We start from the raw sequence: 1,541 nt of genomic DNA on the forward strand, positions 1-1,541 counted from the left end.
AGGTCGGCAGCAAGGCGGACCTCAGACGGAGCGTCGGCGCCGAGGGTCTGTTTTAGGGCGATGGCGAGGTCGGCCGCCTGTTCCAACGGATCGTCACTCGCGGCGGAGTTGCTGAGCACGTAGCGGTCACCGCCTTCGCGCAGTTCGGTGATGTCGATGAGGATGCCGTTCGATCGTAGCGGATGGCCGGTCGCATCCTGATAAGTTCGCCCCCGGCTGAGGAGCCAGCGCGTACCGCCGTCCCGCGTCATGACGCGATACTCGGACAGCATCAGGCCGCCCTTTCTCACGGCTTGCTGCACGTGCTCGATCAGCCAGTCTTGGTCGGCTGGATGGACGGCGGCCATGGCGGCGGGACCGCTGACTTCGCACTCCGTGAAATCCGGATCGCCCGTCAGAAGCCGAGCCGCGCCTTCATCGTAGACGACGACACCGCGGACGTGATCCCAATCCCAAACTCCGACGACGCAGGACGCTTCGAGGGCCGCATGCAGCCGCGTGCTGTCCTCGCTGAACCCATCAATGACGTTGATGCTCATGGATCCTGATCCTGCTCCTCCGGTGAAATCCTGTACCGAGAAATATTCTTATTCTATCCACAAGTTGCAATGATTCTAATAAATTCCCGTCTTGCGTGTAACAAAGCGTGCGGTTTGCGATTTAAAGGGGATGGTTTCCCATCCTGTCGCCGCATTGGGTCGAGTTCCGGAAATGAGCGATCACATGCCCCATGCGAACACCGTCGTGAGATCGAGCCATGTCTTGGCCCGCATCGCCGACGCCCTGGATGTGCCGGCCTCCGCCTTCCGCGAACCAGGTGTCGATAACGTTGGGGCGGAGCCGCTCGCGCTTAAGGCCGAGACGGCCCTGCTCGCTCTCGTGCAGGACCACCTGCGTAGAATCAATCCTGAAGGACGGACACGCTTCCTTGCGGCGGTGCAAGCGACAGTGGCCGCTATGGTGTGAACTGACGGACCTAGCAGTGCCGCAATCCGCGCCTGCCGATGCCCGCCGGAGCCGGGAGGGGGCCAGCCCAGCGAGGATCGTGCAAAGCGCGGACGGCCGGGAAACGCACTCGACCAGCCTAGATTACCCCCGCTTTGGGACTCTGGCATCCCTAAAAGGCGCGCTCACTCAGCCACTGCCTCCGCTGGCGCCTTGCGAGGCCGTCCCTTCTTTTTTGGCGCCTCCGACACCGTCTCGGCCGCAACAGAGGACTTTGCGGCACCTTTCCGGCGTTGTTGCCCAAAGCCGAAGGTGCGGGCCAGTTCGGAGCGCTGGGCCGAGTAGTTCGCCGAGGTCATTGGGTAGTCGCTGGGTAGGCCCCACTTCTTTCGGTAGGCCTCGGGTGACAGGCCACGCAGGGTCAGGTGCCGCCGCAAGGTCTTGTAGGTCTTGCCGTCCTCGAAGCTGACGAGGTGGTGGGGTGTGATCGACTTCTTGACCTGAGCGGGTGACGCCTTCTCCGGCCCCGCTTCAGCGGTCGCGCCTTTGTTCGAAAGGCCAGCCAGAGCCGTATGGATGTCCGTCGTCAGATGATT

Annotated in this window: 3 protein-coding genes; 1 reads left to right on the forward strand and 2 read right to left on the reverse strand. The window is 62.7% G+C overall.

All coding sequences use genetic code 11. The annotated features are described in order from the left end of the window. Positions 1 to 539, reverse strand: a 539-nt coding sequence (locus COGEMETH_RS01595; protein WP_238180873.1) for a PAS domain-containing protein, incomplete at its 3' end; no start/stop codon positions are given. Between the two features lie 172 nt (positions 540 to 711). On the opposite strand from COGEMETH_RS01595, the gene COGEMETH_RS01600 reads away from it, so the two are divergent. Beyond that, positions 712 to 966, forward strand: coding sequence for a hypothetical protein (locus COGEMETH_RS01600; protein ID WP_238180874.1), 255 nt, complete (start codon positions 712 to 714; stop codon positions 964 to 966). A gap of 164 nt (positions 967 to 1,130) precedes the next feature. Here the strand turns inward: COGEMETH_RS01600 and COGEMETH_RS01605 are convergent. Next, a partial coding sequence (locus COGEMETH_RS01605) for a Ros/MucR family transcriptional regulator (RefSeq protein WP_238180875.1) occupies positions 1,131 to 1,541 on the reverse strand: 411 nt, incomplete at its 5' end.

This window comes from Methylobacterium trifolii, assembly GCF_022179685.1.
GTDB classification, from domain to species: Bacteria; Pseudomonadota; Alphaproteobacteria; order Rhizobiales; family Beijerinckiaceae; genus Methylobacterium; species Methylobacterium trifolii.

Bases quoted from the DNA above. Each gene is read 5' to 3' on its own strand.
- COGEMETH_RS01600 (WP_238180874.1), top strand. From the start codon at position 712: ATGAGCGATCACATGCCCCATGCGAACACCGTCGTGAGATCGAGCCAT.